Source organism: Nautilia abyssi (assembly GCF_055388085.1).
Window position 1 is genome coordinate 13,039 of record NZ_AP042376.1, and the last position, 23,548, is coordinate 36,586.

The window sequence follows — 23,548 nt, forward strand, 5'->3', positions numbered from 1 at the left end:
TAAAATTGTCAGTTAAATTATCAGTAAAAATCCGCTAAAAACAACTGACACTTACCTTGTTTATTTTTTAAAAATACTGAATTTACGTAAGTTTGAAGTAATGGCGGAGAGAGAGGGATTCGAACCCTCGGTGGGCGTTAACCCACACACGCGTTCCAGGCGTGCGCCTTAAACCACTCGGCCATCTCTCCAAAAAAGGGGGGATAAAATTATATCAAATATCTTTAAGTTTCGTAATAATAGTTTCTAAAATTATATCGTCGTCTTTTGCAGGCGCTTTTATAAATTCTTTTTTGTCGTCAGAATAGATAATAGTTATGTTTTCACCGTAATTGGATATTGATTTTATTCCTTTGTCCTGAGCCAGCACTTTGACTTTCATTTTTTCAATAAAATTGCGTGTCGGTTTGTCCAGTTTTGAAAATCTGTCTATCATTTCTTTTTCGAGTTCGTATATTTCTTTAATTGTTTTTGCATTTGAAAAACGTTTGTATAAATCAAGTCTTAATCTGTCTTCTTTAACTACTTCGTCTGATATGTATGCGTTAATGTTAAGTTTTACTTCTGTTTCGTTTTCCTGAATTTTATTGCCGCTTAGCTCTTTTAAAGTGTCTTCAAGCATTTTTACATACATGGAATAACCTACGCCTTTTATCTGTCCTGACTGCTCCGCACCCAATATGTTGCCGCCGCCTCTGATTTCCAGATCTCTCATGGCAAGCACCTGTCCGCTTCCGAGGAATGAATTTTCTTCAAGCGCCAAAAGCCTTTTTTTTGCGTCTTCGCTTAATTCGTCTTTATTTTTAACTAAAAAGTATGCATAACCTTCGTGTTTTCCTCTTCCCACTCTGCCTCTTATCTGATGAAGATCAGCTATTCCGAATTTGTCGGCGTTTTCCACTATTATGGTGTTTACATTCGGTATATGTATTCCGCTTTCGACTATGGTGGTTGTAAGCGCCAGGTCGTATTTGCCCGCTATAAAATCTACAAGGCCTTTTTCGATTTGTGAAGGAGTGAGTTTGGCATGTAAAACAAGTATTCTAAGATCCGGAAGAATATTTTGAAGCTCTTTTTTCTTTTGTTCTATGTAAGCTATGTTGTTGTAAATATAAAATATCTGTCCTCCGCGCCTTAGTTCTCTTAAAATAACTTCTTTAATGAGATTTTCATTCCATTCTTTTACAAATGTTTTTGTAGATTTTTTCCCTTTTGGAGCCGTTTCCAGGGTGGAAATAGATTTAACCTGAGAAAGCGCCATGTTCAGGGTTCTCGGTATCGGAGTGGCAGACATGTAAAGTGTATGAACGTCTTTTGCCAGTTCTTTTAATTTTTCTTTCTGTTTTACGCCGAATTTATGTTCTTCGTCTATTATAACCAGACCTAAATTTTTATATTTAAGATTTAAACCCGCATGAGTTGAGATTAAAATTTTTATTTCTCCGTTTTTTACGCCTTCGGTTATTTCTTTTTTTTCTTTAGAAGATGTAAACCTGTCCAGTTTGGCTATTTTTATGTCGGGATAATCTTTAAATCTTTCTTTAAAACTTTCGAAATGCTGGTTGACCAAAATTGTAGTAGGTGCTATAACGGCCACCTGATAGCCGGATTTTGCCACTACAAAACTTGCAACCATTGCCACTTCCGTTTTTCCGAATCCGACGTCTCCGCTTAACAGTCTGTCCATTACTTTTGTTTTAAAATCTTCTAAAATAGCGTTTATTGTCTCTTTTTGATCCGGTGTATGAATAAAAGGCGCTTTATCGATAAATTCTTTTACGCCTTCAAAATTTAAAGGAGCCGGTTTTATAAGTTCCCTTTGTGCCTGGAGTTTGATAATATCGGCAGCCATTGCGAAAATTTTTTCTTTAATTTTTTCTCTTTTTTTAGCGAATGTGCCTTTTCCAAGTTTATCGAGAGCCGGAATTACACCTCCGGGGGCAATATATTTTTCTATTAAATTTAGATTTTCCACAGGTAAAAGCAGTTTGTCGTCGTTTGCGTATAATATTTCCGCATATTCGCTTACTTTTCCTAATATTTCAACTTTTTTCAGTCCGTTAAATTTTCCGATGCCGTGTGATTCATGAACAACGAAATCACCTTTTTTCAGTTCGTCAAGAACCAGGGAGGTTTTTTTTCTTTTTTCAAATTCAGGCGGATTTAATGAAATTACTGTTTTTTCAGGGCATGAAATATTTACGTGAGCGGAACTTTTTATCCATTTGACCAAAGGGGCTTTCAGTTTTATATCTTCATAAATATCAGCTTCTTTTAATAACACTTCGTTTTTAGCCAATATTTCTATTTTTTGGTTTTTGTGTAATGAGAGATATTCTTTAATGTTTTTTACAGTAATATCTTTACATTTCCCGTTAGGGATTAAAGGAGCTTTTTCAATATATGTATTAAATTCTTTATGAAACTCTTTATATTCCTGAATTTCCTGGCTTAAATCATAAAGTATCGAAAAACCGTCAAGAAAATCCCTTTGCAGGTACCAAAAGCCTAATGAATAAAAATCCTTGTAAAATGCGGAAAATTCGCTTTTGTTGATTTTATCCAGTATTTCATTGTATTCTTTTTTATCCAGTGCCGCTATGGCCGGTATTATTTTGAAACTTTCAATTTCTTCAATGCTTTTCTGGTCCGTTTCTTCGAAAATTCTTATACTCTCTATTTCAGTATCAAAAAGGGAAACCCTTACAGGTTTATCCAGGTTTATCGGCCATATATCAAATATGTCTCCCCTGAAGCTTACTTCTCCTTTTTCACTTACTATATCCACATGTTCGTATCCCCAAAGAACCAGTTTTTCTTTCAGTTCATTTAGATTAATGCTCTCACCGAATTCCAAGACAATGTCTTTATAATATTTTTTTACCGGCAGCTTTTTTAATACGGTGGTATATGGTGAAATAAAATAAGAGTTTTCATTATAAAATTTATATAAAGCGTTGTTAAGCTCAAAAATTTCCGTTCTGAAACTTCTTAAATCATCTCCTAAAACCGCTCTGAAATCCGGAAAGACAACGTAGGGGATATTTAAATATTTATATACTTCTCCACCAAGCAGAGCCTCTTTTTGAGAAGAGGTTACTATATTTGTCTTTTGATTTAGAAGATGTTCATATATTTTTGCCTGCAAAGTTTCTCCTTAAAAATTCTTCAACTACGCTGAAACTGCCGAAAACCAGCATAGGTTTTTTTATTTCTCTGAACTCTTCTATTTCAATGCCGAGGTTTTGTGCTGTTTTTCTGATGTTTTCAGGTTTTTCAATTCTTTCGTTTTCAACATCGATGAGGTAAAGTTTGTTGATTTTCGGTTTTAATATTTTAAGTATTTCTTCATAATCTTTATCACTGTAAGTATTATAAACGAGATTGACTTTCGTTTGAAGTGTTTTAACTATCTCTCTGGCCGCTAACGGATTGTGTCCTACGTCTATCCAAAGGTTTTTTTCGATTTCCTGCATTCTTCCGGGAAGTGTCAGGTCTTTGATGTCGTCAATACTGAAATGAATATTTTCTTTTTTTAAAAAGCTCATGGCCAGCAGATAATTCTCAAACAGAAAAGGCGCAAATTTAAATTCTTTTTTTAAATCTTTTATTTCTTCTTTTTCAAAAAAATCTAAATAATCATAAATCTTTTTACCTTCATTTTTTACTTTTAACTTTACATTTTCAATTTCAGGATGTATCTGTTTTCCGATAATTGCTTCTTTTTCGATTGAGTTTAATTTTGTTGTGGCAATTTCTTCAATTGTGTTTCCCAAAAAACTCTGGTGATCGTAATCTATCGTAGTTACCAGTGAAATTTTTTTGTTAAATACATTTGTCGCGTCAAATTCTCCTCCTAATCCCGCTTCCATTATTACAAAATCAAGTCCTTCAAAAGCAAGCGCCGCAAGCAGGGTGGTGTATTCAAAATAACTCAGGGAGTTTATAATATGTTTCGGCAGCAGTGTCTGGAGGCTCTGATGAATTTCTTCAAGTTTTTCATTGCCGATATTTTCACCGTTAATCCATATTCTTTCGTTAAATTCTAAAATATGAGGTGATGTATAATGTCCAACGCTATAGCCTCTTTTTAGAAGAGTATGGGCTAAAAATCTGCCCGTGCTGCCTTTGCCGTTCGTGCCTATTATATGTATAACGGGAGGTATGTTTATGCTGTTTTTTATCAGTTTGTATGTTTTGGGCATTCTTTCAAGGTCGATTTTTTTGTAAAACAGGGGCTTTTGGTTTAAAAATTCAAAAATATCATATTTTTCATTCTCAATTCTCAATTCTCAATTCTCCATCGTTAAACGCATTTGTCTTCTGCACAGACTCTGTTTCTTCCGTTTCTTTTGGCAAGATACAGGCGTTTATCAGCTAGTTTCAGTGTTTCTTCACTTGAATTGGTTTCATTTCTGCTTGCGACCCCTCCGGAAACCGTAACGTCTATTCTGGTGTTTTTATACATAAATTTTGTTTTTTGTATTATCTGTCTTAATTTTTCGGCGAACTTATAAGCACCTTCTTTGTCTGTATTCGGAAGAATGGCCACAAATTCTTCACCTCCGAATCTTCCTATCATATCAATATCTCTCGCATATCTTTTAAAAAGCAGTCCCAGAGATTTTAAAATAACATCTCCCGCGTCATGGCCGTAAGTGTCGTTTATATTTTTAAAGTGGTCTATGTCAAAAAACACAACTGAGTAGTTTGTACCGTATCTTTTATATATGGATTCCTGTTTTTTGAGTTCGTCCATTACGGCTTTTTTATTTGCTATATCTGTTAAGAAATCCGTTTTTACCTCTTTGCTCAGCTGTTTAAGTTTTCCTTCCAGGAAATGTACTTTTTGTCTTAATTTTTCTATTTCTTCGTCTTCTTTTTTCATCTCTTCAGTGAAATGGTTTAATTCTTTGTCTATAGACGTGGCGATTGTTAAGAGTTTTTCTTTTACTGTTTCAAAATCTCCTTCGTCTTTTCTCCAGTTTTGCAGCTCGATGGTTATGTTTTTTATTTCCTGAGACGATCCGTCTGTTTTTTCCAGAATTCTAAGGATTTTGATAGAGAGTCTCTCGGCAATCTGATCTAAGTCTTTAAGTTTTCTTTTTAGTTCTTCTTTGTCCAGTCTGATTCTTTTTTGGGTAAGTATTTTCAGATCTTCCGCAAAAGCTTTGCTTAATATAAAAGAATGGTTTTCTTTAATCTGTTTTTTAAGAATGGCAATTTCATTGCTCATAAACGGGGCATAGCTTGGAGTCAGAGTATAAATAATTGAATCTACAAGAAATTCAAGATCCGGGGATTCTTCGAATTTTTTGATAAGAGCGTCTATTACTTCCAGGGCGTCTTCGCTTTTTATTCCGGCCAGTCTCGCGCCTTTATGTACTATTGTGGAGTCAAATTCGCTTAAGAATTCAAACCAGTCGTTTCTTAATTTGTCATATTCCTCTTTTTCCATATAAGGTTTTAAGAAATCCAGATGTTTAACTGCTATTGTTTTGGACTTGATTATCGGCAGTACTGCAATTACATCTAAAGCTCTTTTAGTATAAATAAAAAGATTTTCCAGGTTTTCTTTTTCTTTGCTGGCATCTTCCCTGTTTAGATAATTGATTAAAAACACGATAAGCTCATCCAGATTTTTTATATTGTAGTTTTTTGCAATTATCTGATATTTTTTATCCAGTTTGGTGATGTATTCGGCGACTTTATTGCAGTCTTTTATTATTACCCTTGCTTTTTTGGCTTCTTCACAAAAAGCTTTTTTATATTCGTCTGGAGTAAATACGTAGCCGCTTTCTTTAAAATGTGCCAGTGTTTTTTTTGCTATTTCTTTAATTGTCATTTTTAACTCCGTCTTTTGTGATTTCGGCAAGCAGCTTGTTTAATGCGTTTATGGATGCCTGTTTGAACGAATCGAATTTCGTCTGATCGTTTATAATACTGTTTGCGGAAACGGCAAAATCATAATTGCCGTTTACAGTATATACGTGTTTTTTGTTGAATTTATCGATAACTATAGCTTTTAAAGTAACGGCGCTTCTGTAAAGAATAGGAAAACCGTTTTGGTCATAATCAAGAGGATTTAGAGAAGAAGAATTTATTGAAAGAATTATTTTTGTATTTGCGTTGCTGTTTACCAGGTTCGCTCCAAATACAGAATATACAGCATCATTAAGCGCGTCTTTTAAAAAGGCGCTTTCTTTAGGCGTTTTCGATGAAATGTCAACAACGGCCTGTATATCGTTACCTATTATTTTTTTTTGATAGACTGAGCTTGGTTTGTAACCGCATCCTGTTAAAATAAAAAGTGAAAAATTAAAAATAAAAAAAGAGAGAAGAAATTTTTTAAAAAAAATTTTTTTCAAATTTATCCTTTAACGACGATGTTTACTATTCTTCCAGGAACAAATATTTCTTTTACTATCTCTTTACCGTCGATATATTTTTTTACTGCTTCTTTGGCCTGTGAGAGTACTTCTTCTTTTGAAGCTTCTGCACTTACGCTGATTTCAGCTCTTTTTTTGCCGTTTACGCTTACAGGATAGTTTATTTCATCTTTTTTAAGGGCGTTTTCATCTATTTTTACAGGTTTGAAATTGTTTAAATTAAACAATTCGTTGCTTATTTCATGTGCAACGTGAGGAATAATAGGTTCAAGTACGTTTAATATAATCCAGTAACCTTCTGTAAATATGTCTTTATTGTCTATTTTATTTAGAGCGTTTAAACTCTCCATTGCGCTTGCTATAAGCGTATTGAAAGCAAACGTTTTGGTATATGTCTCTTCGCTTCTTTTTAATGTTTCATAGACCTTTCTTCTTGCCTCTTTTTCTTCTTTTGTAAGGTTTGACACGTCTATTTCAGGAAGTTTATCCGTTTTATACGCTTTTTCCGCGTTTAAATATAATCTGTTGATAAATCTGAATGCTCCTTCTACTGCGCTGTCGCTCCATTCTAGCTCCTGCTCAGGCGGTGCGGCGAAAAGTATAAACAGTCTTGCAGTGTCTGCTCCGTATTTTGCAACGATTTCATCAGGGTCTACCACGTTTCCTTTTGATTTACTCATTTTGCTGCCGTCTTTTAGAACCATTCCCTGAGTTAAGAGTTTTTTAAACGGTTCGTCTATATCAAAATATCCTAAATCTCTGAGGGCTTTTGTAAAGAATCTTGCATAAAGAAGATGTAAAATCGCATGTTCGATTCCGCCTATATACTGATCTACCGGCGCAAAATACTTAACGTCTTCTTTTCTGAAAGGAACGTCAGGATATTTATGAAAATCCGTAGTAAATCTGAACTGATACCAGCTGCTCTGTACAAACGTATCCATTGTATCCGTTTCGCGCTCAGCATCTCTTCCACATTTAGGGCATTTTGTATATTTCCATGTAGGATGTGTTTCAAGAGGGTTTCCGCTTCCTGTAATTTCAACGTCTTCAGGAAGTGTTACAGGCAGGTTTTCTATTTTTTCAGGCACTATACCGCAGTTCGGACATTTGATAAACGGAAGAGGTGCTCCCCAGTATCTTTGACGGCTTATTCCCCAATCACGGAGTCTGTAGTTTACTTCTTTTTTACCGATTCCAAGCTCTTCCATCTTTTTAATAATGGCTTCTTTTGCTTCGGTGTTTTTCATTCCGGTAAATTCTCCGCTGTTAATTAAAACGCCTTCCCCGGTGTAAGCCTGTGATTTGTCAAGTTCGCCGTTTTGGGGTTTAATTACCCATTTTATAGGAAGGTTGAATTTAGTTGCGAATTCAAAATCTCTTTCGTCATGAGCCGGAACGGCCATAACGGCACCGCTTCCGTATTCAACCAAAACAAAATTTGCAAGCCATACAGGCACTTTTTCGCCTGTTAGAGGATGTACTACGTCAATTCCCAGATACACACCGTCTTTTTCCATAGCCTGTCTGTCTTTTGGAAGTATGCTTCTTATGTGTTTTACTTTTTCTTCCGTTTCTTTATCAAAAAGATTATTTTCAAGCATATAATCAACAATAGGATGTTCAGGCGCAAGTGCTGAATATGTTACACCGTAAATAGTGTCAGGACGTGTTGTAAATACTTCGTAACCGTCAAATTTGCCGTTTAGTTTTTCTTTGCTTTCGTCTGATAGGCTGAATTTAAACTTAAGCCCCGTAGATTTGCCTATCCAGTTTTTCTGCATTGTCAGAACTCTGTCCGGCCAGTTGCCTCTGAGTTTCGTATCAATGTCTTCAAGCAGTTCGTCCGCATATTTTGTAATTTTAATATACCATCCCGGAAGTTCTTTGATTTCAATAGGATTGTCGCATCTCCAGCAGCATCCGTCGATAACCTGTTCATTTGCCAGAACCGTATGGCATGTTTCGCACCAGTTGACTTTTTGCGTGCGTCTTTCAAGAAGACCGTTTTCATACATTTTGATTATGAATTCCTGTTCCCATCTGGTATATTCAGGGTCGCTTGTGGCAAATTCTCTTTGTTTGCTGAATGAAAGACCTAAATTTTTAAGTTCGTTTCTCATATAGTCTATATTTTCATAAGTCCATTTTTTCGGATGCGTTTTATGCTTGATAGCCGCATTTTCCGCCGGCATTCCGAAACTGTCCCAGCCTATAGGATGTAATACGTTATATCCGTTTTTTCTGTAATATCTGGCAATTGCGTCGCCTATAGAATAGTTTCTTACATGCCCCATATGAATTCTGCCGCTAGGATAGGGGAACATGCTCAGGATATATTTTTTTGGAAGAGTGTAATCTTCTTTCGGTTCGAAAGCGTCTGTTTCGTCCCAGATTTTCTGCCATTTTTTTTCTATACTGCTAGGATTGTATTCTCTCATTTAGCTCCCTTTAAAATTTATGTTATTCCCAGTCGTTTTTGGTTTTAGCAAGTTCTATGAAACTTAATATAATTGTTACGATGTTTGCGATCATGGCTCCTATTGCCATTGCGTAGGCAGCAGGAAGATCGTTTTTGATTTCAAGATAGATAAATGCGGGTATAAGATGTAAATCCGCAACTAAACTCGCTGCGAACAGTTCCGCTGCAAAAATGTTTTTTACGCCTATCTTTAGGACTGTGGAGATAAGGTTCAGACTGAGCGCAATAAACAGCGCAACTTTATTGTGGTCATATAAGAACCCCGCCACACTTGTTAAACTCATTAACTGAAAAAAAACGTATATTACCTTTCCCCAATCCATAATTATCCTTTAATTGATAAATTTTTCATTGTTTATACGACTCCGCCCTGATACATTTGTCTCATTTTTTCTTTTTCTTTTCTTTTTTTCTCTTTTTCGGCTAGTTTTTTTCTGTAATCGTCAATTTTGAATCCCATCCAGATAAGAAGAGGAGAAGCAATGAAAATTGATGAGTATGTACCTACAATAATACCTACCAAAAGGGTGAAACTGAACGGTTTAATGATTTCTCCCCCGAACAGATACAGTGTCAACACAACGAAAAATGTTGTCAATGAAGTTAATACCGTTCTGCTGAGCGTTTTTGAAACGGCGTCGTTAATTAAAAGCGCCAAATCTTTTATTTTACTGTCTCTTACCTGCTCTCTGATCCTGTCGAATACGACTATTGTATCGTTAAGGGAGTAACCCATTAACGTTAAAATAGCTGCAAGAACGTCAAGGTTCACTTCTATATGGAAAAAACTTACGGCTCCAAGTGAAATAATCGTATCATGGAATAGTGCCAAAACTGAAGCAACCGCAAAACGCCATTCAAACCTGAAAGCAACATAAATCAAAATACCTATTATTGAAAAAATAAACGCTTCAAGGCCTTTTTCTTTTAATTCGTTTCCGACTTTTGCGCCTACTATATCAACTCTTCTTATATCCACTTTGCCTAAAGGTTTTAATATTTCGGCAATTTTATTTCCTACGTCATTTTGAACGTTGGTTGAAGCTTTTTTAACGCTGAGTCTGATTAAAACTTCGTTCGGATTGCCGAATGTCGTAATACTCGCTCCGGGATATTTTTTTGAAACAAGCTGTCTTATTTTTGCAAGGTCGGCCTTTTTTTCAAATCTTACCTGGACTTCAACACCGCCTTTAAAATCAATTCCCCAGTTGAACCCTTTTGTCATCATTGAAATAATACTTAAAACTATCAGTATAAGAGATACGGATACGAAAAATATCCTTTTGCTCATAAAATCATATATTTTTTCGTCTCTAAACAATTCCATGTTATACCTTCATACCAAAAGATTTTGGTGTTATTTTTTTACCGCTGGCAAGCAGATATTCCCAGATTCCGTGTGTTCCAAGGATTGCTGTAAGCATACTCGCCATAATACCGATAGCCATGGTGATGGCAAAACCTTTAATTGTTCCCGTTCCGTAAGCAAAAAGAGCGAGTGCCGCGATCAGTGTTGTGATATTGGCGTCAAGAATTGCACTCATAGCATTTGCATAACCGCCTTCTATAGCTGTTTTTATAGGTTTTCCTTCCCGTATGAGCTCTCTGATACGTTCGTTAATAATAACGTTTGCATCCACGGCCATACCGACAGTAAGGACGATACCGGCCATACCAGGAAGCGTAAGGGTGGCACCGAAAAGCGCCATAATCGCAATAATTAAAAACAGGTTTACAACAAGCGCAATATCTGCAATAATACCTGCAGTGCTGTAATACCAGGCCATAAATACCACGACCACTACAAAACCTGTGATCAAAGCGATCATGGACTGTCTGATAGAGTCTGCTCCAAGGCTTGCACCAACACTTCTTTTTTCCAGAAGCATTACGGGAGCCGGAAGCGAACCGCTTCTAAGAGCAATTGCAAGTACGTGTGCTTCTTCCGGACTTCCGACTGTAATCTGACCGCTTCCTCCGCCTATTCTTTCCTGGATAACAGGTGCTGAATATACTTTGTTGTCAACGACAATAGCAAGTCTTTTTCCTACGTTTTTACCGGTAAAGTCTCCGAAGATTTGAGCTCCCTGAGAATTTAACGTAAAGAAAATCGCAGGCTGGTTTGTTTTTTGGGTAAATCCGACCGTTGCGTCCGTAATCATACTGCCGTCTAATACAGGAGGCGTTTTTAACAGATATTTTATATTAGGATTGCTTTTGCTTGGAAGCAGAATATCTCCGTATTTTGCCGCGTCTTTTGGCGTAACGGCTCTGTGTTCGTCATCAACGGCATAAAGTTCAAGATGTGCTGAAGTAGAAATAAGCTGCTGAACGCTTTTTTGTTCTTTTGGCGTTTTAATACCCGGCAATTCCACTAATATTTTATCTTTACCCTGTTTTGTAACGGTAGGTTCCGCCAGACCGAATGCGTCAAGTCTGCTTCTTATTGTCTGAATAGCCTGATTTAAAGCGTCTTCTTTTGTTTTTTTAATAGCTTCAGGCGTTAGTTTAATTACATATTCGATTGAACCGTTTTTAGGGGTTTTTTGAATGACGACACCTTTAAGAATTTTTAATTCTTTATCAAGTTTAGGAGCGTCGTCTTTATCGATAAGTTCGAATTTTACACTGTTGTCAGTCGTTTTTAAATTGTCAATAAACAGCTCTTTTTTGTCAGTTATGTATTTAATTGTAGATGCTATAGTTTTGATTTTGCTTTTTACCGCCTCATTTCCTTTTACACCTAAAACTAAATACATACCGCCCTGCAGATCCAGACCAAGATTGATTTTCGGCTCTTTGTTGATAAAAGACGGAATTGTAAAAACAATTCCGAAAATAGCCGCTAATATGAATATTACTAATCTGTAATTAAGCTTTTTCATCATTTAGCTTTCTTGCTACTGCACTTTTATCTAATTTTACTTCAACGTTGTCGTTAATTCTGACTTTTAAAAAGTCAGGTTCGTTTTTAACAACTTCTGCAATAATACCGCCTGTTGTGATGATTTTGTCGCCTTTTTTAAGCTCTTCAACCATCTGTTTATGTTTTTTCGCCTGTCTTTGTTGTGGTAGAATTACAAGAAAATAAAAAATAGCGAATAAAATAATTAAGGGAAGTAGTGATGCTAAAAGTGAAGGTTGACCTCCTGCGGGTGCTTGTGCGTATAAGAAATTCATGTTTGTCCTTTTTTAAAGAGAATTTTAACACAAATTCTTTAATACTTGCAATTTTTTTCTCATTACCTATATATATTAACTTTTTTTTGCTGAAATATGAAATAGAGGTTAATTTTGGCTTAAAAATTTTGTTTACATTTATTTTATTACTGAGTTTTTATCTGTTTTTTCATAAAAAACATGCATGGTTCGGAACAGGGTTTTTTATAGGGCTTTTTTGGTTTTGGTGGATAGGGCTTAGTTTCAGGTATTATAATCTTTCGTGGATGATGCCTGTAATTGATGTATTGATAGCTCTTTTTTATGCCGTTTTGTTTTTTTTAATATATAAAATTTACGGGTTCATCTATAAAAAAAATATTTATGCTGCAAAGATTTTTTTAATTTCAGTATTCGCTTTCGGATTTGATTATATTACGCCTTTTACTTTTGACTGGTTTAAACCCGAAGTATTGTTTGTCAATTCTATATTCGGCGTGTCAAAAATTGTTCTGTTGCTGTTTTTTAGCGCTATAGTGTTTTATAAAGAGCTGAAATGGATAAGTTTAGCTCTTTTGGCAGCAGTGCTGCTGTTTAAACCGGCTGAAGTAAAATTGCCCAAATTAGATATATATGTTGCAAGCACGAATGTGCCTCAGGATAAAAAGTGGCTGAAAAATTATATTCCTATAGAAATCAGAAGTAATTTTCATATTATAAATAATGCAATAAAAATGCAAAAAGACGTTGTGATTCTGCCTGAATCCGCTTTTCCTCTTTTTTTGAACCTGTATCCCGAGCTTTTGCAGAAGCTTTTAGCTCTTTCTAACAAGATAACTATAGTTACCGGAGCTTTACATTATAAAAACCATAAATATTATAATTCAACTTATGTATTTGAAAAAGGAAAAGTCGATATACTGGATAAACATGTGTTGGTTCCTTTTGGCGAATATATTCCTCTGCCTTTTTTTCAAAAAGAGATTAACCGGCTGTTTTTCGGTGATGCGAGCGACTATTCCACAAGCAGTAAATTCGGTGTTTTTAAAATTGCGGCTTATAATTTCATAAATGCAATATGCTATGAAGCGACTGTTGAGAGTTTATATAAACTGAAGCCTAAATATGTGATTGCTCTGAGTAACGATGCATGGTTTACACCTTCGATTCAGCCTTCGCTGCAGCAGATGCTTATTAAAGTTTTTGCAAGAAAATACGGAAAAATAGTTTATCATAGTGTTAACGGGTTTAAATCTTATATTGTAAGATAGGAGAGAATTAGAAACTTGCTCCTATGCTGAAGTCGAATCTTTGAAGGTCGTCTCCGCTTTCATATTTGATAGGCCATGACCATACAAAGCTAAGCGGTCCCATTGGAGTGATCCAGTTTAATGCCACACCGTATGAACTTCTTGTAATATCAAGACTGTTTTCTCCTATTGCACCGTAGTCAATAAATCCGCTCAGCCATAATTTGTTTTTAATACTAAGAGGTGTTGATATTTCAGGACCGGTGATAAATTCATACTTACCTCCTATTTTATTTCCTTCGCTGTCAACAGGAGATATTGAGTATGAGCTGAAACCTCTTACGCTGCTCATACCTCCTAAATAAAATTTTTCGTTTATAGGCAGGTATCCGTTGTTAACTATAGCTCCTGCAATAACTCTGTATTTTAATACTGCATATGTCTGGTAAGTTTTGTCTTTTAAAGGATAGAAGAATTTGTACTGTCCCATTGTTTTGACATATTTTTCATCTCCTCCGATACCTGCAAATTCTACAGATAATGACGCTTTTTGACCTGTTGTCGGAAAGAAGTAATTATCTGTGTTGTTAAAGCTCACTGTTGATACAATGTAGCTTTTTGTACTTTTAGGCATTGTGTATTCTGTAGTGTTGTAATCTGTCAGGGTTGTTCTTGTGTAACCGTAAGTAATATTTGCACCTACGAATCTTGAAAGCTGTTTACCTACACCTACTGTGAAACCTTTTTGTTTTGAGGTATAAGATATACCGTCGAATTTAGTGTCGAATATAGAGGTGTTAAATGAATACTTCGTATCAAATATTCTAGGATTGAACAGGGATATTTTGTATGTTCTGCTTACGCTTGAAAAGTCCATAGAAGCGCTTAAGCTCTGTCCGCTTCCGAAAACGTTTTTTTCAGAAATAGAGAAGTTAAATCCAAGTTTTGAATAGCTTCCGTAACTGATTCCGGCTTTTAAAGATCCGCTAAGGCCTTCTTTTACATTAACAAACAGGTCTATCTGATTGTTTGAAACTTTTTTTTCTTTTATTTTAACATCTTCAAGATAACCGCTTCTTTGCAGGGCGTTTTTGGTATCGGTCAGGTCTTTATAAGAATATTTGTCTCCCGGAGCCAGATATACACTTCTTCTGACTACCCTGTCTAAAGTTTTTGAGTTTCCGTTAATTATAACGTTTCTTATATATACTATTTCTCCAGGTATTACCACATAAGTGATTATTGCGTTTGAACCGTCTTTTTTGATTTCAGGATAAACTTTTGCGTATGCGTACCCTTCATTTTGGAAAGCGTGTTTTATGTTTTTAAGATCTTCCCTTAAAGCAGAGACATTGAAATATTTATCTGCTTCTAAATTTAATTTTGGAAGTTTTACTTTTATGTTTTCAGGATATTTAACACTGACTTTTTTTACTATGTATCTAATACCTTCATGAATTGAATAATCTATAGTGGCACTGTAATTGTCAAAATTCGATTTGGCCAGGGGATCGCTTACATATGCGTCCATAAATCCTAAATTCAGATAATAATTCTGCAAAGCCTGCTTGTCTGAGATTAATTTATAGATATTTAATTTTCCGCTGTTGGTAAACGGTATTATACTCCAGAATGTTCTTGGTCTGTTTTCAGTCTGGTCAAGCAGTTCGCTTTTCGGAATTTTTTTGGCACCGTAAAAATTAACGTTTTTAATAACTAATTTTTCGCCTTTTTTAATTGCTATTGTAAGTTTAACTGTTGTAGGGGTAATAAATTTTTTATCCACATTTACAATAGTATTGAAATAGCCTTTTGACAGATAGTATTCTTTTATAAATTCTTTTAAATTGTCTATTTTTTGTTCAGAATAAATTTCGCCTTTTTTCGGCATAAAACTTTTTTCTTTTAAAAGTTTTTTCAAATCAGGTGAAAGACTTTCAAAATTTATTTCAAGAATTGTCGGTTTTTCCGTACATTCAAAAATTAGTGTATTGTCTTTTTTTACAGCTTTTATAGTTTCAAAATAACCTGTTTTATATAATGCTTTAATGCTTTCGTCAATTTTTTTAACATTGAAACTGTCACCTTTGTTTATTTTGATAATACTGTTGGCAGTGACAGGAGAAATATGTATTAAACCTTTATATTCTATATTGTCAATATTGGCAAACAATAGCATCGGCAGTAAAAGTAACGTTTTTTTCATAATACCCCTTGTTTTAATAATAACGGCAATTATACCAAAAAAAAATGTAATGTTTTTTAATAAAATTTTTGTAGAAACTCTTCTTTTAGTTTTACATACTAATGGTATAATTCATTTAAAAAAGAGGTAATATGACTTGCGGAATTGTAGGTTTGGGATTAATGGGCGGAAGTTTCGGTCTTGCCATGAGAGGTTATTTCAATGAAATTATCGGCATAGACCATAATGAAGAGCATAAAAGAGATGCTTTAAAACTGGGGCTTGTCGACAGAGTAGGGGAATTTGAAGATTTAAGCGGGGTTGATGTAATAATATTGGCCATACCTATCAGAGGTATTATTGCGTGTTTAAAACAGCTGGCTGATATGAAACTTAAAGAAAACTGCACTATTATCGATTTCGGATCAACTAAAGAGAGTATTATAAAGGAATGCCCTTCAAATATAAGAAAAAATTTAGTGGCTTCACATCCTATGGCCGGGACTGAATATTCAGGACCGATGGCAGCCGTAGCGGATTTGTATGAAAATAAAATTATGGTCGTATGCGATATTGAAAACAGCGGCGACGTTCAAAAAGAACGAGCCTGCGGAATATATAAATATTTAAAAATGAGAGTGAAACATATGAATGCCTCAGAGCATGACAGACATGCCGCATTTATTTCCCATATGCCGCATATAGTTTCTTTTTCTATAGCAAATGCCGTATTAAAACAGGAAGATAAAGAACATATTGTAACACTTGCAGCCGGTGGTTTCAGGGATATGAGCAGACTTGCGAAAAGTAACGCGCATATGTGGGGGGATATTTTTAAAGAAAATAAACAAAACCTTCTGGATTCCATAGAAGCTTTTAAAAGCGAGCTTAAAAAAGCAAAAAATATGATAGAAGAAGAAAAATGGGACGAGCTTAAAGTATGGATGGAAAAGGGTAACGAACTGCATAAAATTATGTAAAAAAATACCTTATACTTGCAAATCCTACAGCTTTCGAGCTTTTTATTTTTTCGACTTCTTTATTGCTTATTATGCCTCCTAACGCTATTACGTTTTTGTGATGGCGGCATATTTCATTTAATTTTTCTATTCCCAGGCCTTTTCTTCCTTTGCTCTCAAATACCGGAGAAAAAGTTATATAATCAGCTTTTTCTGCTTTTTTGACTTCTTCAATATTGTGTGTAGATACAATAACTGTTTTTTTTTCAAACTCGTTTATTTTGTTGATTTTTGAAGAGGGCAGATGTATTCCGTCAAAGAGATTTATGAGTTCTAGTTTGTTGAGAGAATCATAGTTTATAAATATTTTAGTGTGATTTTTTGCTAATTCGGCAAATTCTATAATCTCTTTTTCGTCGAAATAAAGTTTGTTTCTGTAGCAGACAAAATCTGGTCTGTATTTAATGATTGCTTCTTTTATTTCTTTTAATGTATATCTGGGGTCTGTTATCATATATTTAAGCATAAATTAAAAAACCTTCATTATTGTTTTTTTGCATATTAGTATTTATAGAGTTTATCAGGTTTTTTATATAATGCTCATCTACCGGTATTTTATTTAATTCTTTTAATATTTTAGGGAGTTCTTTGCCCGGAATTTGCATAAGTGCCTGTTTGAGCGTTTTTTTGTCTTCGTAATTTAGATTGTTCATAATGTTTTGAAAAGAATTTGCAGTTGAAGAGTTTTGAAAAGATATCCCGGAAGATATTTTCATAGAGCTCCTTTTTAGGAGCTCTAAGCAAAAGCCGTTCCTAAATTATAATGCTTCTTCTTGACCGGTTACAGCACCGTAAATATATACGTATGTAAGTACCATAAATACAAATGCCTGAAGCATTGCAGAGAATGTCATAAGAGCAAAACCTGCTAACGGGAACACATAAGGAGCAAGCATTAACAGTACTAATAAGAACAGGTCGTCACCTTTGATGTTACCGAAAAGCCTGAAAGCCAAAGAAATGATTCTTGAAAAATGTGAAAGAATTTCAACAGGGAACATTAAAGGCGCAAGCCATTTTACAGGACCTGCAAAGTGAGCGATATAATGTCCTAATCCTTGCGCTTTGATACCTTCATAATGATAGTAAATAAATACGATAAGCGCCAGTGTAAGCGTAAGGTTTACGTTTCCTGTAGGAGGTTCGAATCCCGGAATAATTTCAAGAAGGTTTCCGAAAAAGATAAAAATCGCCAAACTTCCCGCAAGTGTCAGATATTTTCTCGCAATTTTTTCGTTTGCAACATCAGAACCGATATATAAAATTCCTGAAATAGTCGCTTCCATTACGTTTTGACATCCGCTTGGAACGATTTGAAGATTTTTTGTAGCAAGTCTTGCAACTATAAGCGCAAGCGTTGCGGCAAGAAGTGTATGCACTACTAGTTGAACCATCGGATCATGACCCAGAAATCCGAAAAATAACCAAATTCTACCTTCCATAAATTTCCTTTTTTGTTGTAATTGTATCAAAATTAATTGTTAATTAATAGTGAAATCGTGCGAAAATTGAAAAAAAGTGAGAAATTGTAAATTTTATTTCACATTAAAATTTAATATTCATCTGTCCTATTCTGTAGAGGGCGAAATCATATTTTATCGGATCCTCGGGATCAAATTCTTTTAGTTTGTCAGTAAGTTCTACTGCCGCTTCTAGGTCGTAAGTTTTTCTTTTTAACAGGCCCAGTTTCAAAGAAACTTTATGTGTATGGGTATCAAGAGGAATAATAAGATCGCTTTTTTTTATGTTTTTCCATAAGCCGATATCAGGGTATGTATCTCTCACCATCCATCTTATATACATATTCCATCTTTTATACGGGCTTGTTCCTTTTGTTTTTTGAGGAGGAATTTTTCCTATTAAAAATTCATATCCCTTAGAGCGGTACGGGTTTATTTCGTATATTTTTTTTATGATTTCCCTTATTCCGTCTATTACATTGTTTTCTTTTTTATAGCCTTTTAAAAAAAGTTCGTTTAGACTAAAGTTTTTTTTCATAACTGATACCGTTTTTAAAAACTGGTAAACATCTTCGCTTGACTGAAATCTGTAATATAAACTGTCCGTTTCTTTAACATTACATAAAGAATAATCGATACTGTTTAAGAATTTGATAATAGCTTTAACGTTGCCGTAAGCGAAAAGCGCCGCGATTAAAGATGAATATTCGTCTTTATATTTATGTGCTATCAACACGGGGTCGGGAATTTTTTCGTTTACTTCATATATATTGTTTTGAATTAATTCATCGAGTCTTTTTTTTATACTCAAAGTCTTCCTTTTATGTTACAATTTTCCAAAAAGGATTATAATGAAAAAACTGCTTTTTTTGGTAATATGCGCCGTGTTTTTATTTTCATGGGAGCTTAAAAAAGACCAAAACGAAATACAGGTATACACCCAGGATGTGAAAAATTCCAAATATGACGCGTTTAAGGCTGTAATGAATGTAAAAGGCATACCTTTTGAAAAAGTCAAAAATACACTTTTAGATTTTAAAAATTATCCGAAATGGCAAAAAAAGATAGATAAAATAGAAGTAAAAGACGGTTATGTGTTAAAAGTTCTGGATTTCCCTTTTCCATTGAGTAACAGATTTGCTTTTTATAAAATCAGCAAAAATGATCAGAACGGAGTTTTTGTCTTAACTATGAACAGTGTGCCGTATAATAAGCTGCCTGAAAAAATAAAAAAAGAGTTTAAAAAACCGGACTGTGTTGAAATGAAAGACGACGTTGTTTTTAAAGCTCAAAAAACTAAAGACGGAATAAAAATTATATATCAGGCTGAGGTAGACCCTAACGGGGCTCCGGCTTTTATTTTTAATTCTAAAATTATTTCAGCCGGTTATGAAACATTGAACAATTTAAGAAAAGTTTTAAAAAAATAATTACTGTTTTATTGAAAAGAGGGCGTCAAGCATCTGATTTATAGTCGTTATAACTTTAGCGTTTGCCTGATAGCCCCTTTGATATTTTTCAAGATTTATTAGCTCTTCGTCTATATTGACTCCGCTTAGGGAATAATATTCGTTTTTAACGCTTGTCAAAAGAGTTTGAGTACTTTCTTTTTTACTAGAGACAGTCTGTGTCTGATTAGCCAGGTCAGATGTAAGTCCTCTGTAAAAACCGTAAATTGTGTTTTCCTGAGTTGTTCCGTTAACGTAAAAGTTTACATTTTCATATTGAAGCTGCAGCATATCGTTAGCAATTGTATTATCACCCGAATTAGGTGTTTTACTTGCCCTTATAAGACTAGGGTCATTTTGAAAATCTTTTCTGAGTTCAATTGTTGAAGCGTCTTTTCCGTCTAAAAATTTATTAACGCCGAAAGCTCCTCCGAAATCTGCCGTATCATTATCAAGTCCTACATAAGTGTTTTGGTCTGTTTTTTTAGAAAGAATAAGTTTTCCGCCTAAAAACTGTGCCTGATAATAGTCATCAACGTCATTGTTTAGGTTGTTGTCATTGTTGTCGTCAATACCGGGAGTATTTATCTGTGCCATAATCCCTTCTATAGTGGAATATCTAGGGTCTTTAGAATCCATATTTACCGTAATCGTTCTTTTAGCTATGGCGTTTCCGCTGTCGTCATACACAACTATATCAAAGCTTCCGTTTTTAAGAGGAAGCGGCATCTGCGTATTGTTGACCTGATTTAGAGGTTCGTATTCTATCTGATTCAGAGCTGTAAAAAGCTGAGCTCCGTCATCCTGCACCAGTACTTTTGATGTTTCCTGACCGTCGGAAGTGTTGACCAGTTTTAACTGCCCGTTTACGAGTTTTGCTTCCACATCAGTCACACCGTTGTTTGTAAAAGCGGTATTTATATTGTTAATAACGTCATTGATGCTGTCGCTGCTTTTGACTGCGACTTTTATCTGTTTGGAAGTGTCTAAATTTCCCTGGTCGTCATATACGCTGAAAGTAATGTTACCGTCTCTTACAGGAGATTTTAATACATGATACATGCTGTATAAAGAATCTAAAGACGTATCGGTCAAATCAGGCGGAATCGTTTCGGGAGAACTTATAACGTCAGTTTCCACAGACTGCTGTGCGGAATACGAATATATAGAGTTGACGCTTCTTATTAATCCGTTAGCAAGAGAATCCAAAGAACTCATAAGTTTTCCCAAAGTTCCGTCTGTAGGATTGCCTTCGCTATTGAATTCGGTTCCTCTTAAACTAAGAAGTGCTCCGATTTCACCGCCTTTTACGGATTTTGTTATATCTGCAACAGAATGGTCCTGTTTTTCTATACCTATCATCGGGTTTCCGGCTAACGAATCAATAGTTAATTCATGATATGTAGAGTTGTCAACTAAAGGATATCCTCCGAGAGAAATCTGATAATCTTCCGCATAGTCCGTTGTTTCTGCCCCTTGAGCGTCAGTTGATTTTACTCCGCTTTTGTAAACATTTACGTCAAGCAGCTCTTTTAAACGTTTTTCCAGGGCGTCTCTTTTGTCTCTCAGTTCGTTTGCATGATTTTCCTGATTCGCTTCGTGCGCTGTTATTTCTTTGTTAAGGTCTGCTATCTGTTTGATTATACTGTTGGCTTCGTCAAGTTTTGTATTAAGTTCGTCATTTATACTTTTTTGTATGTCTTTGAGTTTGTTTTTTAATGATTTCATATCATCGGTCATTGCCTGAGTTTTGGCTGCAAGATCCACTTTTACTGATCCGTCGTTTGGGTTGCTTGCAAATGTCTGCCATGCGTTGAAAAAATCTTCCATATCTTTATATAGTCCGTTATCCGTTACATCTGGAAAATATGTGGCTATTTCTTTAAGATATTGTTCCTGTGTGTCAAGATTGGAATATGTTGCAGATGTTGAGGTGTATCTGTTAAATAAAAAAGTGTCTGTAATTCTGTAGACCGAACTTATTTTTGTACCGGTTCCTATATCGCCCGGTGCGGAATTGATTGCCGGAAGGGTTGAAAAAACGGGTCTTTCTCTCACATAATCAGGATTTGAAGCATTTGATATGTTATTTGAAGTTACGTCTATTGCGTTTTGATGCGCTTTAAGTCCTGTAAGAGCCGTTGAAAACGAAGTTGAAATAGCCATGTTAAGCCTTTATTTTTAAGTTTGAATTACAGAATGATTCATTGTTGTAATTTATACTTTCACCGTCTTTTAATTTATTTACGAGTGTGTTGTAAAAATTAGTCACGCTTAACGCGAGTTTGGAAAATCTTTTATGTTCTTTATGAAATTCGAACAGTTTTTCTCTAAACTCATTAAAAAGTTTTTCTTCTTCAGGAGAAAATATTTCTTCTAGAGGTTTGTTTCTTGATACAAGAATCTGGTCTATTTTAGATTTAAGGTTTGAAAAGTGATGTGCTAGTTTTTCTTTTTTTTCAGTATTGGCGAATACTTCATCATGTTTTGCGTTTTTGATATTGTTTATGTCTTCAAGTGTAATTGATATTAAATTTTCAAGTGTGTTTATTGTTTCTTTAAGTGTCTGTATAAGCATAACCCTTCCTTTTAAGTTTTTCAGGAAGGGGAGAGATTATAGAAGTGTTTTAGCCAAAGCTTCTGCGGTTTTATCCAAATCGACTTTATATTCGCCGTTTTGAATACGTGCTTTAATCTCTTCTACCCTTCCTGTTTTTTCTTGTTTTTGAATGTTTTGAGCTTTTTTTTGCTGGGTAGATATCATCTGAGTATGTGCTCCTACTCTGTTAATCATTTATTTGCCTTTTTTTCTTGTTATTCTACCCAACTATATCGGCAAATAAAAAATTTTATTAAATCCTTTTTTTCAAATAATCGAATAAAAGTTTGCTGTAGCCGAAATTGCCGCTTAAATCTTTAGAAAGCTGTTCCTGATACATAGATTTATATATTTTTTCTCCTGGACTTTCAGGGAACAGCTTACTGTTGTCTTTCATAGCGTCTTTTAAATAAAAATTTAATATTTCACTTTCAAACGCGTCACAGTCCTGTTTGAGTTTTTTTAAATTTTCGGTTTTAGATATATCGATTTTATGGTGTGTTGAAATGTTTATTTCGTAACTGCTCATCTTTTCTCCTTAATTAACCACCAGTTTTGCGTCAATTGCGTTGCTGGCTTTTAAATTTTCCAAAATTGCAATCATATCCTGAGGTGTCGCTTTGAATTTTTGAAACATCTGGGTTAAATCCAAAATTGATGTTTCTTTTTTTATTTTAATTACAAAACTTCCGTAAGTAATTACGGTAGGCTGCACCATTATATTACTGCCAGCAACGATCGTTCCGGTTCTTTCATCAATGACTATAATATTTGGCATTTTAGTCGGAATGTTTAGATTTTGAACTTTTGCCAAAAACTCCGGCATGGTTAAATTGGCCGGTTTTTTAAGTTTTACCGTTCTAGGGTCAACGGCAACCGCCGCTTTTGTTTTAAAATACTGGTTAATTTTATTTTGTATATTTATAGCCAGGTCAAAATCGCTTCTTTTAAGAGAGAGCGTTGCATACTGCTGATGATATAAATCCCAGGTTACCGCTCTTTCAACCGTTGCGCCTTTTATTACTTTTACCGTAGTGGTGAAATGCTTTTGATTTTTTCCGCCTTTTAAATTAAATCCGCCCATACTTATAGGACCCTGCGCAAGGGCGTAAATTTTTCCGTTTACGCCTTTAAGAGGAGTAATCAGTAAAACACCGCCCTGAAGAGATTTGGCATCGCCTATTGACGAAACGGTTATATCTATTTTGTCTCCTTCCCTTGCAAACGGAGGAAGAGTGGCCGTAACCATAACCGCCGCAACGTTTTTGGATTTAATATCTTTCGGATCAAGTTTTACGTTTACGTTTTTAAGAAGGTTTGAAAGTGTCTGATTGGTAAATTTGGAAGATGAATCGCCGCTTCCGTCAAGACCTACCACAAGGCCGTAACCTATAAGCTGGTTGTCCCTTACACCCACTATATTTGAAATATCTTTGATTTTTGCCGCAAAAAGGTTTGTGCTTATGAACATATAAAAAACTATTAAAAACATAAATCCCAGAAGCTTTTCAAATCTGTCTATTATAAATGACATTCAAATCCTTTTGAATTTTTCAA

22 protein-coding genes and 1 tRNA gene are annotated in these 23,548 nt (G+C 34.9%); 3 read left to right on the top strand and 20 right to left on the bottom strand.

The features are described from left to right. Positions 1-101 precede the first annotated feature (101 nt). The 10 genes from ACZ5EP_RS00060 to yajC all read right to left on the bottom strand — a co-directional run bounded on the left by ACZ5EP_RS00060 (position 102) and on the right by yajC (position 12,051). Positions 102-191 (bottom strand) — tRNA-Ser (locus ACZ5EP_RS00060). 23 nt (positions 192-214) lie between these two features. Next, complete coding sequence (locus ACZ5EP_RS00065) at positions 215-3,148, bottom strand: DEAD/DEAH box helicase (protein WP_464508911.1); 2,934 nt, start codon at positions 3,146-3,148, stop codon at positions 215-217. Further along, positions 3,129-4,289, bottom strand: a complete 1,161-nt coding sequence (locus ACZ5EP_RS00070; RefSeq protein WP_464508912.1) for a bifunctional folylpolyglutamate synthase/dihydrofolate synthase — start codon at positions 4,287-4,289, stop codon at positions 3,129-3,131. The genes ACZ5EP_RS00065 and ACZ5EP_RS00070 overlap by 20 nt, the downstream gene beginning before the upstream one ends. Before the next feature lie 17 nt (positions 4,290-4,306). Further along, positions 4,307-5,845, bottom strand: coding sequence for a GGDEF domain-containing protein (locus tag ACZ5EP_RS00075; RefSeq protein ID WP_464508914.1), 1,539 nt, complete (start codon positions 5,843-5,845; stop codon positions 4,307-4,309). After that, the gene (locus tag ACZ5EP_RS00080) at positions 5,835-6,368 is read right to left on the bottom strand and encodes a hypothetical protein (protein WP_464508915.1); all 534 of its coding nucleotides are present in this window, start codon (positions 6,366-6,368) and stop codon (positions 5,835-5,837) included. Before ACZ5EP_RS00080 ends, ACZ5EP_RS00075 begins: the two co-directional genes overlap by 11 nt. Positions 6,369-6,370: 2 nt before the next feature. Further along, entirely contained in the window at positions 6,371-8,830 is a 2,460-nt protein-coding gene (gene leuS, locus ACZ5EP_RS00085) for a leucine--tRNA ligase (RefSeq protein WP_464508916.1), read from the bottom strand. Between the two features lie 22 nt (positions 8,831-8,852). Next, positions 8,853-9,194, bottom strand: coding sequence for a DUF6394 family protein (locus tag ACZ5EP_RS00090; protein ID WP_127681477.1), 342 nt, complete (start codon positions 9,192-9,194; stop codon positions 8,853-8,855). A gap of 32 nt (positions 9,195-9,226) precedes the next feature. Then, the gene (gene secF / locus ACZ5EP_RS00095; protein WP_464508917.1) at positions 9,227-10,198 is read right to left on the bottom strand and encodes a protein translocase subunit SecF; all 972 of its coding nucleotides are present in this window, start codon (positions 10,196-10,198) and stop codon (positions 9,227-9,229) included. A 1-nt stretch (position 10,199) separates the two neighbouring features. Continuing rightward, positions 10,200-11,756, bottom strand: a complete 1,557-nt coding sequence (gene secD, locus ACZ5EP_RS00100) for a protein translocase subunit SecD (RefSeq protein ID WP_464508918.1) — start codon at positions 11,754-11,756, stop codon at positions 10,200-10,202. Then, positions 11,743-12,051 (bottom strand): preprotein translocase subunit YajC, encoded by a 309-nt coding sequence (gene yajC / locus ACZ5EP_RS00105; RefSeq protein ID WP_464508919.1) that lies wholly within the window; start codon positions 12,049-12,051, stop codon positions 11,743-11,745. Before yajC ends, secD begins: the two co-directional genes overlap by 14 nt. Here yajC and ACZ5EP_RS00110 point away from each other — a divergent pair. Beyond that, positions 11,997-13,301 (top strand): apolipoprotein N-acyltransferase, encoded by a 1,305-nt coding sequence (locus tag ACZ5EP_RS00110; protein ID WP_464509647.1) that lies wholly within the window; start codon positions 11,997-11,999, stop codon positions 13,299-13,301. The genes yajC and ACZ5EP_RS00110 overlap by 55 nt on opposite strands. 7 nt (positions 13,302-13,308) lie before the next feature. Here ACZ5EP_RS00110 and bamA read toward each other — a convergent pair whose 3' ends face one another. Beyond that, positions 13,309-15,486 carry an outer membrane protein assembly factor BamA gene (gene bamA, locus ACZ5EP_RS00115; RefSeq protein WP_464508920.1) on the bottom strand — a complete coding sequence of 726 codons (2,178 nt, stop codon included), beginning with the start codon at positions 15,484-15,486 and terminating at the stop codon, positions 13,309-13,311. Positions 15,487-15,617: 131 nt separating this feature from the next. On the opposite strand from bamA, the gene ACZ5EP_RS00120 reads away from it, so the two are divergent. Then, entirely contained in the window at positions 15,618-16,445 is an 828-nt protein-coding gene (locus tag ACZ5EP_RS00120; protein ID WP_464508921.1) for a prephenate dehydrogenase, read from the top strand. On the opposite strand, the gene ACZ5EP_RS00125 is transcribed toward ACZ5EP_RS00120, so the two are convergent. The 4 genes from ACZ5EP_RS00125 to ACZ5EP_RS00140 form a co-directional block, all read right to left on the bottom strand. After that, the gene (locus ACZ5EP_RS00125) at positions 16,438-16,950 is read right to left on the bottom strand and encodes a thiamine phosphate synthase (protein ID WP_464508922.1); all 513 of its coding nucleotides are present in this window, start codon (positions 16,948-16,950) and stop codon (positions 16,438-16,440) included. The two genes, ACZ5EP_RS00120 and ACZ5EP_RS00125, sit on opposite strands and share 8 nt — an antisense overlap. Continuing rightward, the gene (locus ACZ5EP_RS00130) at positions 16,943-17,200 is read right to left on the bottom strand and encodes a hypothetical protein (protein ID WP_464508923.1); all 258 of its coding nucleotides are present in this window, start codon (positions 17,198-17,200) and stop codon (positions 16,943-16,945) included. The genes ACZ5EP_RS00125 and ACZ5EP_RS00130 overlap by 8 nt, the downstream gene beginning before the upstream one ends. A gap of 42 nt (positions 17,201-17,242) precedes the next feature. After that, on the bottom strand, positions 17,243-17,926 hold the full coding sequence (locus tag ACZ5EP_RS00135; protein ID WP_464508924.1) for a F0F1 ATP synthase subunit A: 684 nt from the start codon (positions 17,924-17,926) through the stop codon (positions 17,243-17,245). 103 nt (positions 17,927-18,029) lie between these two features. Beyond that, on the bottom strand, positions 18,030-18,755 hold the full coding sequence (locus ACZ5EP_RS00140) for a TIGR02757 family protein (RefSeq protein ID WP_464508925.1): 726 nt from the start codon (positions 18,753-18,755) through the stop codon (positions 18,030-18,032). 40 nt (positions 18,756-18,795) lie between these two features. Between ACZ5EP_RS00140 and ACZ5EP_RS00145 the strand changes: the two genes are divergently transcribed. Further along, positions 18,796-19,374 (top strand): SRPBCC family protein, encoded by a 579-nt coding sequence (locus tag ACZ5EP_RS00145; RefSeq protein ID WP_464508926.1) that lies wholly within the window; start codon positions 18,796-18,798, stop codon positions 19,372-19,374. Here ACZ5EP_RS00145 and flgK read toward each other — a convergent pair whose 3' ends face one another. Genes flgK through ACZ5EP_RS00170 form a run of 5 tightly spaced genes read right to left on the bottom strand, consistent with a single transcriptional unit; the run spans position 19,375 to position 23,525 of the window. After that, positions 19,375-21,558, bottom strand: a complete 2,184-nt coding sequence (gene flgK, locus ACZ5EP_RS00150; protein WP_464508927.1) for a flagellar hook-associated protein FlgK — start codon at positions 21,556-21,558, stop codon at positions 19,375-19,377. It lies immediately after the preceding gene. A 1-nt stretch (position 21,559) separates the two neighbouring features. Then, positions 21,560-21,970: a hypothetical protein gene (locus tag ACZ5EP_RS00155; protein ID WP_464508928.1), complete on the bottom strand. Its 411-nt coding sequence runs from the start codon at positions 21,968-21,970 to the stop codon at positions 21,560-21,562. A gap of 36 nt (positions 21,971-22,006) precedes the next feature. Beyond that, positions 22,007-22,186, bottom strand: a complete 180-nt coding sequence (locus ACZ5EP_RS00160; RefSeq protein WP_127681449.1) for a flagellar biosynthesis anti-sigma factor FlgM — start codon at positions 22,184-22,186, stop codon at positions 22,007-22,009. A 58-nt stretch (positions 22,187-22,244) separates the two neighbouring features. Beyond that, positions 22,245-22,520: a rod-binding protein gene (locus tag ACZ5EP_RS00165; RefSeq protein WP_464508929.1), complete on the bottom strand. Its 276-nt coding sequence runs from the start codon at positions 22,518-22,520 to the stop codon at positions 22,245-22,247. A 9-nt stretch (positions 22,521-22,529) separates the two neighbouring features. Continuing rightward, positions 22,530-23,525, bottom strand: coding sequence for a flagellar basal body P-ring protein FlgI (locus tag ACZ5EP_RS00170; protein WP_464508930.1), 996 nt, complete (start codon positions 23,523-23,525; stop codon positions 22,530-22,532). Positions 23,526-23,548 lie beyond the last annotated feature (23 nt).

Coding starts and splice junctions, on each gene's coding strand:
- ACZ5EP_RS00075 (WP_464508914.1), bottom strand. CDS start 5,845: ATGACAATTAAAGAAATAGCAAAAAAAACACTGGCACATTTTAAAGAA.
- leuS (WP_464508916.1), bottom strand. CDS start 8,830: ATGAGAGAATACAATCCTAGCAGTATAGAAAAAAAATGGCAGAAAATC.
- ACZ5EP_RS00090 (WP_127681477.1), bottom strand. CDS start 9,194: ATGGATTGGGGAAAGGTAATATACGTTTTTTTTCAGTTAATGAGTTTA.
- secF (WP_464508917.1), bottom strand. CDS start 10,198: ATGGAATTGTTTAGAGACGAAAAAATATATGATTTTATGAGCAAAAGG.
- secD (WP_464508918.1), bottom strand. CDS start 11,756: ATGAAAAAGCTTAATTACAGATTAGTAATATTCATATTAGCGGCTATT.
- ACZ5EP_RS00110 (WP_464509647.1), top strand. CDS start 11,997: ATGCTAAAAGTGAAGGTTGACCTCCTGCGGGTGCTTGTGCGTATAAGA.
- yajC (WP_464508919.1), bottom strand. CDS start 12,051: ATGAATTTCTTATACGCACAAGCACCCGCAGGAGGTCAACCTTCACTT.
- bamA (WP_464508920.1), bottom strand. CDS start 15,486: ATGAAAAAAACGTTACTTTTACTGCCGATGCTATTGTTTGCCAATATT.
- ACZ5EP_RS00120 (WP_464508921.1), top strand. CDS start 15,618: ATGACTTGCGGAATTGTAGGTTTGGGATTAATGGGCGGAAGTTTCGGT.
- ACZ5EP_RS00125 (WP_464508922.1), bottom strand. CDS start 16,950: ATGCTTAAATATATGATAACAGACCCCAGATATACATTAAAAGAAATA.
- ACZ5EP_RS00130 (WP_464508923.1), bottom strand. CDS start 17,200: ATGAAAATATCTTCCGGGATATCTTTTCAAAACTCTTCAACTGCAAAT.
- ACZ5EP_RS00135 (WP_464508924.1), bottom strand. CDS start 17,926: ATGGAAGGTAGAATTTGGTTATTTTTCGGATTTCTGGGTCATGATCCG.
- ACZ5EP_RS00145 (WP_464508926.1), top strand. CDS start 18,796: ATGAAAAAACTGCTTTTTTTGGTAATATGCGCCGTGTTTTTATTTTCA.
- flgK (WP_464508927.1), bottom strand. CDS start 21,558: ATGGCTATTTCAACTTCGTTTTCAACGGCTCTTACAGGACTTAAAGCG.
- ACZ5EP_RS00155 (WP_464508928.1), bottom strand. CDS start 21,970: ATGCTTATACAGACACTTAAAGAAACAATAAACACACTTGAAAATTTA.
- ACZ5EP_RS00160 (WP_127681449.1), bottom strand. CDS start 22,186: ATGATTAACAGAGTAGGAGCACATACTCAGATGATATCTACCCAGCAA.
- ACZ5EP_RS00165 (WP_464508929.1), bottom strand. CDS start 22,520: ATGAGCAGTTACGAAATAAACATTTCAACACACCATAAAATCGATATA.
- ACZ5EP_RS00170 (WP_464508930.1), bottom strand. CDS start 23,525: ATGTCATTTATAATAGACAGATTTGAAAAGCTTCTGGGATTTATGTTT.